We start from the raw sequence: 6,994 nt of genomic DNA, 5'->3' as shown, positions 1-6,994 counted from the left end.
AGATGCGCCGTGTTGTCATCTTCCACCTCTCCGCTCCCAACGGGAGCTTGGCAAAGGTGTCCACCGATTCGGAGGAGGCTCATCGCCGCTCCCCATCGTCGCGGCGTACGTTGCCACACTGTCGCGAAGAATGCGTGCGGCATCTCGGAGGCATGGCGCGGCCGCCTCCCGACCGCGTGAGCCGTCACGATAACGGATACGGGATCCGCGGCGCTGATCATAACCAGAGATTGTTCAATGTAAAATTAATAAAACTACAGCTTGGTTTACCTGGGTGACAAATGTGGCTTTGTGAACGGCTGTCCACATCCTGTTCACAGGCCCGAGACATTGCCGGTTTAAAGCAAATCCAAACTATTCCCCGACGCTTCGGCGGCTTCCGTGCACGCAGGTGGCCGCTCCGGAAAGGCAGCCGCACGTCCATGCTGTTCGACCGCTCCACCCGCATCGCCCTGCTGTCGTCCACCGCCATCGTCGGCTCGCTGGCCTCCTGCAGTGCCCTGGCCGGCCAGCCGGTGCTGCCGACCGGCGGGCAGTTCGTGGCGGGAGCCGGCAGCATCGCGCAGTCGGGAGCGACGACGACCGTCACCCAGACGACGGCGCGCGGCGTCGTCACCTGGCAGGACTTCTCCATCGGCAAGGGGGGCACCGTCCAGGTCAACAACGGCTCGGGCGCCACGCTGAACCGGGTGACCGGCGGCAATCTCAGCGAGATCATGGGGACGCTGAAGGCGACCGGCACGCTCTACCTCGTCAACCCGCAGGGCGTGGTGGTCGGCGAGTCCGGCGTGGTGGTGACCGGCGGCAGCTTCGTCGCCTCGACCCGCGACGTGCTCAACGAGCACTTCATGGCCGGCGGCACGCTGCTGTTCAAGGGCGAGGGTCAGGGCACGGTCAAGAACCTCGGCAAGATCTCCTCGACCGGCGGCGACGTCGTGCTGATCGCCCACGAGGTGGTCAACGCGGGCGAGATCAAGGCGCCGAACGGCACGGCCGCGCTGGCGTCGGGCACCGAGGTACTGCTGAAGGATGCCGGGGCGGACAGCGAGCGCGTCTTCGTGCGGGTCGGCAACGCCGGCGGCAAGGTCGAGAATTCCGGGCTGGTCGAGGCCGCGCAGGCGGAACTGAAGGCGGCGGGCGGCAACGTCTACGCACTGGCCGGCAACACCGGCGGCGTGGTTCGCGCCACCGGCTCGGCGACGCGCGAGGGCAAGGTGTGGCTGACCGCCGCACCGAAGGACGGGGCCGGCGGGCACGTCGTCATCGAGGGGACGGTGGAGGCGCGCAACGCCGACGGCTCCGGCGGCGCCGTCGCGGTCAGCGCCGAGCAGGGCATGGCGACGCACACCGGCACGCTGTCCGCCTCCGGCACCAAGGGCGGCACGGTGACGGTGACGGCCGACCGGGTGGTCAACCAGGGCCGCGTGTCGGCGGACGGCACGGCCGGCAAGGGCGGCCGGGTCACGGTCAAGGCCGGCAAGCGCTACGTCGACACGGTCAAGGCCGCGACCACGGCAAAAGGCACGGGCGGAGACGGCGGCACGGTGTCGGTGACGGTGACGGGGGAGGCGGGCACGCTGTTCTCGTCGGGCCGGTTCGAGGCGACGGGCGACGCTCTGGGCGGCTCGGTCGACCTGTTCGCCGACGCGGTCAGGCTGGTCGCGGCGCAGATCGACACCTCGGGGCGCACCGACGGCGGCGCCATCCGCATCGGCGGCGACTACCAGGGCCGGGGCGACGCGCCGCGCGCCCGCACCACGCTGGTCACCCTGGCGGCGACGCTGAAGGCCGACGCGACGGACGGCGGCGACGGCGGCCGGGTGATCGTCTGGTCGGACGCGCGGACCGAGTTCGCCGGCACCATCTCGGCGCGCGGGAGCGCGCCGGAGAGGGGCGGCCTCGTCGAGGTGTCGTCGAAGGACTCGCTGCTCTACGCCGGCACGGTGGACGCGGCCACGCTGCTGCTCGACCCCAAGAACATCACCATCTCGGATGCGGCGACCTACCCGCAGTTCCAACTGATCGACCCGACGCCGAGCACCTACAACGGCTTCGGTACCTCCATGGTCTCGGGCAACGGCACCGTACTGGTGGTCAGTGACCAGGACAACACCGGGGGCAACGTCGCCGGTGCCGTCCACCTGTTCAACGGGAACACCGGCGCGCTGATCTCGACCGTGATCGGCAGCCACGACAACGACAGGGTGGGCGCGAGCGGCATCACGGTCCTGAGCAACGGCAACTACGTCGTGGTGAGCCGGGAATGGAGCAACGGCACCGCGTCCCAGGCGGGGGCCGTGACCTGGATCAACGGCACCACGGGGCTCGCCGGCGTCGTCTCCGCCACCAACAGCCTCGTCGGCGCCCAGGCCCTCGACCGGGTGGGCGACGGCGGCGTGACGGCTCTGCGCAACGGCAACTACGTCGTCCTCAGCCCGTACCACCTGACCGGAACCGACTTGACCTCCGCCGGCGCCGTCACCTGGGTCAACGGCACCACAGGGCTCGTCGGCGTCATCTCCGCCACCAACAGCCTCGTCGGCACCGCGCCCGGCGACAATGTGGGCGGCGGGCGCGTGACGGAACTGAGCAACGGCCACTACGTCGTGACGAGCCCCTACTGGGCCAACGGCACGACGGCCGGGGCGGGGGCGGTGACCTGGGGCAACGGCACCACCGGGATCGTCGGCGCCGTCTCCGCCACCAACAGCCTCGTCGGCACCAGCACCAATGATCGGGTGGGCAGCGTCGTGACCCCGCTCTCCAACGGCAACTACGTCGTGGGAAGCGTTTACTGGAACGGCTCGGCGGGCATGGTGGCCTTGGGCAGCGGCACGGGCGGCACCGTCGGCGCCGTCAGTCCCGCCAACGCCCTCGTCGGCACCGCGGCGAGCGAACGTCTCGGCCTGTACCTCACCTACGCCGGGCACATCGTCGCCACGCCGGAGGTGGGCGGCAAAATCGTCGTCGGGATCACCGATCCGTCGGCGTTCACCTTCGCCCTGGAGGCCGGCCAGGACGTCGGCCTGTCCCCGTCCTATCTGGCGGCCACGCTGAACAGGGGCACCGCGGTCACCCTGCAGGCCAGCAACGACATCACGCTGGACGGCACCATCACCGTGAACAACCCGAACGGCAACGGCGGCGCGCTGACGCTGCAGGCCGGCCGCTCGATCCTGTTCGGCGGCTGGATCACCACCGACGACGGGGACCTGACGCTGATCGCCAACGAGGCGCTCGCCAACGGCGTGATCGATGCCCAGCGCGACCCCGGCGCCGCCGTCATCACCATGGTCGGCCGTTCCGTCATCAACGCCGGCACCGGCAGCGTGACGCTGCGCATCGCCGACGGCGCCGGCAAGACCAACCGGGAATCGGGCGCGATGACGCTGACCGGCATCCTCGCCGGCTCGATCAGCGCGCTGAACCTGGGGCCGACGGCCGGCAGCGACGTGATCCTGAACGGCACGCTCACCACCTCGGGCGCCGGGACGCCGCTGGTGGTGGGGGCGGCCAACGGCGTCTTCACCAACAACGTCGGGGCGGACGTCTTCAGCCTGTCGTCGGGGCGCTACCTGATCTACTCCGCCGACAGCGCCACCACGACGCTCGGCGACCTGACCCCCGCCCGGATCGACGGCAAGACCTACGCGGACTACCCGCCGTCCTCGGTGACCGAGACCGGCGACCGCATCATCTATGCCGACGGGGCTGTCATCACGCCCACGCCGCCGGTGACGCCGACGCCGACGCCTACTCCGACGCCGACGCCCACTCCGACGCCCACCCCGACACCGACGCCTACTCCGACGCCCACCCCGACACCGACGCCCACTCCGACGCCCACTCCGACGCCCACTCCGACGCCGACGCCCATACCTACACCGACGCCTACACCGACACCGGTGGCTCCCCCCGTGGCTCCCCAGCAGCCTTCGCAGGTTCTGGTTCCGACGCCGCCGGTGATCGGCGGGACGACCACGGCGGGCACCACGACGACCCAGACCATGGGGACCAACACCGGGCTCACCGGCAGCCCGGCCGTCGCCCCGCCGCCGGCACCGCCGACGACGCCCGGCGCGTCGGCCTCCGGCGTGACCTCCTCGGTCGGGACGGGCCCGGCCGCGGGCAGCGGCGGGCCGATCGTCACCATCCAGGTCAACGCCCCGCCCGCGGGCGGCAACACCCCGTCGTCCACCGGGGCGTCCAACGGCGCGTCGTCGAACACCGTCCTCGAGACCTCGGTCAGCGCCGGCGGCTTCAACGTCGTCTACAGCCAGCGCGCCGACCACGCCACGAGCAACGGCGGCGGCGCGCCGACCGCGCCGTCCGGCGGCACCGCGTCCATCCCGCCCTCCGGCACCGCCGGGGCCAACGGCGCCGGGGAAGGCGGTGGCGGTGGCGCCTCCGCCCAGGGCGAGGGGGCCGGCGGCCGCTCCCTGGCCTCGGCTTCCAGCTTCACCACCTTCACCGCCGACGAGAAGCCCAGCGCCACCCTCACCGCCGGGAACGGCGACGGGCAGGGAACCGGCAAGCGCCGGCAGGACGCCCAGTGATGACTTTCGCGTCCCTGCTGACCCGGGCGGGCCTGTGCGGCGCCGTCCTGTCCGCCTTGACCGCCGCCGCCATGGCGCAGGACTTCGAGCGCATCGCGCCCGAGGAGCCGCCGGCCAACCCGCCGGCCGGCGCCCTGCCGGTCCCGCCGGCGCCCGCCCCCACGCCCGGCGGCACCGCCGTGCTGGTGCCCGAGCTGAAGGGCCTGCTGTTCCTCGGCGCGGCCGATCAGCTGCGCCGGCAGGGCACGGCGGCGGCCGGCGTCGACAGCGGGCGGGGCGACGTGCTCGACGACCCGGAGTTCCGTGCCCGCATCGCCCCCTTCCTGGGCAAGCCGGTCACCTTCGACCCGCTCAACGACATCACCCGCGTGACGGTGGTCTGGGCGGCTCAGGGGCCTCGCCGACCGGTGGCGCGACATCCGCGGCCTCGGGTCCGACGCGGTGGCGCGGCAGATCCGGGCGGACGGCATCGACATCCTGGTCGATCTCGGCGGCCACACCATGATGAACCACCTCGCGGTGTTCGCGCGCAAGCCGGCGCCGGTGCAGGTGACGTGGCTCGGCGATCCCGGGACCACCGGCATGGCGGCGATCGACCAAAACCCGTCATTGGCGATCACGTCCGGAAACCCGTCCGGCAATCAGTTTGTCCGGAATGCCATCATAAAGTCAGCTTGACGGACAGGCTGGGACGTGGCCGCCAAACTCTAATAGGCGGACGGAGCCGATAGACGTGAAGGATTGCTTAGCGCCGCCCCCATTAACGGAGTCGGCTGCGGATCGGCTGAAGCAGTGCCTGATGATGACCCGATCCCTACCCGGCATTCTCGTTCCGAGTGGACGAGTTTTGGGTCAGGAGTCACATTGGAGACGTCTTGTCGTGAATTGTGGCGAGTCGGCGGGTATGCTGCCCGTGCAGCCCTTCCCGTGTCTCCACTCTATAAGACAAAGGTAACGAATGCCCGGCGGACTCCGTCTGCACATCGGCGGCAAACAGGTTAAGCCCGGCTGGACTATTCTCGACATCACTCCCGGTCCGGGGGTGGATTTCGTCGGCGACTGCGTGTCCTTGACCGGCTTCGCCGACGCCAGCGTCGACGAGATCTACGCGTCGCACATCTACGAGCATCTCGGCTTCCGCCATGAGTTGCCCCAGGCGCTGAGGGAGGCGCACCGGGTTCTCAAGCCGGGCGGGGTGCTGCGCCTCAGCGTCCCGGACTTCGAGGTCACCTGCCGGCATTACCTGTCGCCTCACCTCTCGAAGGAGCAGAAGTTCTTCCTGGCCCTCTACACCTTCGGCGGACAGACGGACGAGCACGACTTCCACAAGGTGGGGATGACGTGGGAAACGCTCCTCCATTTCCTCAGTGTCGCCGGTTTCTCCGGGGTGCGACGGGTGGCGGAGTTCGGGCTGTTCGACGACTGCAGTTCCGAGCGCCGCCTAGGCGAATTGACCAGCCTGAACGTCGAGGCGTTCAAGTAACGTCGGCGCACCAGCGCACCCACGCCCCGCGCAACGCCTGCTCCAGGTCGCGGGTGAACGACGCGGCGTCGCCCAGCGACGACGTGGCGAACCGCCCCCGTATGCCTGCGGGGAGTTGCGGCAGGTCGGGCCGTCCGGCCAGCCCGCAGGCCGTCCGCACGTAGCCGTCGAGGTCGCCGGCAACCAGATCCTTGAGGCCGAGTTAGGTCAGCAGGCTGGCCGACATGCGCGCCGCCGGGCGGTCGCCGAACAGCGTCACCACCGGCACGCCCATCCACAGCGCCTCGCAGGTCGTCGTCGTGCCGTTGTGGGGAAAGGCGTCGAGCGCCACGTCCACGGCGTTGTACTCCGCCAGGTGCTCGGCGGTCGTCGCGGTGCGCGGGCGCAGGTCCAGCCGGTCGGCGTCGATGCCGACGACGGCGAGCATGGCCCGGTAGCGGTCGCGCACCACGGCGTCGGCGAACTGCGTCGCCTTCAGCCGCAACCGCGATCCCGGCATCCGGCGCAGCACCGCGGCCCAGGCGGCTACCACTGCCGGGTTGATCTTGGCGACGCCGTGGAAGGCGCCGAAGGTGACGAAGCCGTTGCGCTGGCGCGGTGGGGGCACGGTGTCCGGCGCATCGAGGGGTGGGCGGTAGCAGTGGAAGCCGCGCGGCAGGCGCAGCGGCGCCTCTGCGGCGAATGCCCCGCCCTCGGGGCAGACCACGGCGTCGGTCAGCTTGTGGCGGATAGTGTTGAAAAACTCCCCGGCCCGGCGGGGCGAGAAATTTTCTGTCTTGTCATGACCATATCGGACAGTGATATCGCTTCGGGGGCTGGCAGAGCGACGCATTGTTGCGTGGAATCGGCTGCGAAGCACTCACCAGGGAGTTTTTCAACACTATCGGCGCAAAGCGGACGGTCACTCCGTCCGGAAAAGGGCAGATCCGGAAATCCGGATTGCCGCTTGATCCGG

The 6,994-nt window shown here is 70.2% G+C and carries 6 protein-coding genes; 3 read left to right on the top strand and 3 right to left on the bottom strand.

Annotated elements, in window-relative coordinates:
• Positions 1–422 precede the first annotated feature (422 nt).
• The 3 genes from TSO221_RS36190 (at position 423) to TSO221_RS34315 (ending at position 6,039) form a co-directional block, all read left to right on the top strand.
• Positions 423–4,556 carry a filamentous hemagglutinin N-terminal domain-containing protein gene (locus TSO221_RS36190; RefSeq protein WP_199229758.1) on the top strand — a complete coding sequence of 1,378 codons (4,134 nt, stop codon included), beginning with the start codon at positions 423–425 and terminating at the stop codon, positions 4,554–4,556.
• A gap of 441 nt (positions 4,557–4,997) precedes the next feature.
• A complete protein-coding gene (locus tag TSO221_RS34320; RefSeq protein ID WP_348770306.1) occupies positions 4,998–5,234 on the top strand; it encodes a hypothetical protein in 237 nt (78 codons plus the stop codon).
• 280 nt (positions 5,235–5,514) lie between these two features.
• Positions 5,515–6,039: a methyltransferase domain-containing protein gene (locus tag TSO221_RS34315; protein ID WP_109122935.1), complete on the top strand. Its 525-nt coding sequence runs from the start codon at positions 5,515–5,517 to the stop codon at positions 6,037–6,039.
• Here the strand turns inward: TSO221_RS34315 and TSO221_RS35845 are convergent.
• The 3 genes from TSO221_RS35845 to TSO221_RS36240 form a co-directional block, all read right to left on the bottom strand.
• Complete coding sequence (locus tag TSO221_RS35845; protein ID WP_158284309.1) at positions 6,032–6,199, bottom strand: hypothetical protein; 168 nt, start codon at positions 6,197–6,199, stop codon at positions 6,032–6,034. The two genes, TSO221_RS34315 and TSO221_RS35845, sit on opposite strands and share 8 nt — an antisense overlap.
• A gap of 42 nt (positions 6,200–6,241) precedes the next feature.
• Positions 6,242–6,745 carry a hypothetical protein gene (locus TSO221_RS34310; protein WP_158284308.1) on the bottom strand — a complete coding sequence of 168 codons (504 nt, stop codon included), beginning with the start codon at positions 6,743–6,745 and terminating at the stop codon, positions 6,242–6,244.
• Positions 6,746–6,753: 8 nt separating this feature from the next.
• A partial coding sequence (locus TSO221_RS36240) for a hypothetical protein (RefSeq protein WP_211099147.1) occupies positions 6,754–6,994 on the bottom strand: 241 nt, incomplete at its 5' end.

This window comes from Azospirillum sp. TSO22-1 (assembly GCF_003116015.1).
Taxonomy (GTDB): Bacteria; Pseudomonadota; Alphaproteobacteria; order Azospirillales; family Azospirillaceae; genus Azospirillum.
Note: the sequence above shows the minus strand (reverse complement) of the source record. Positions and strands in the feature narration are given on the sequence as shown.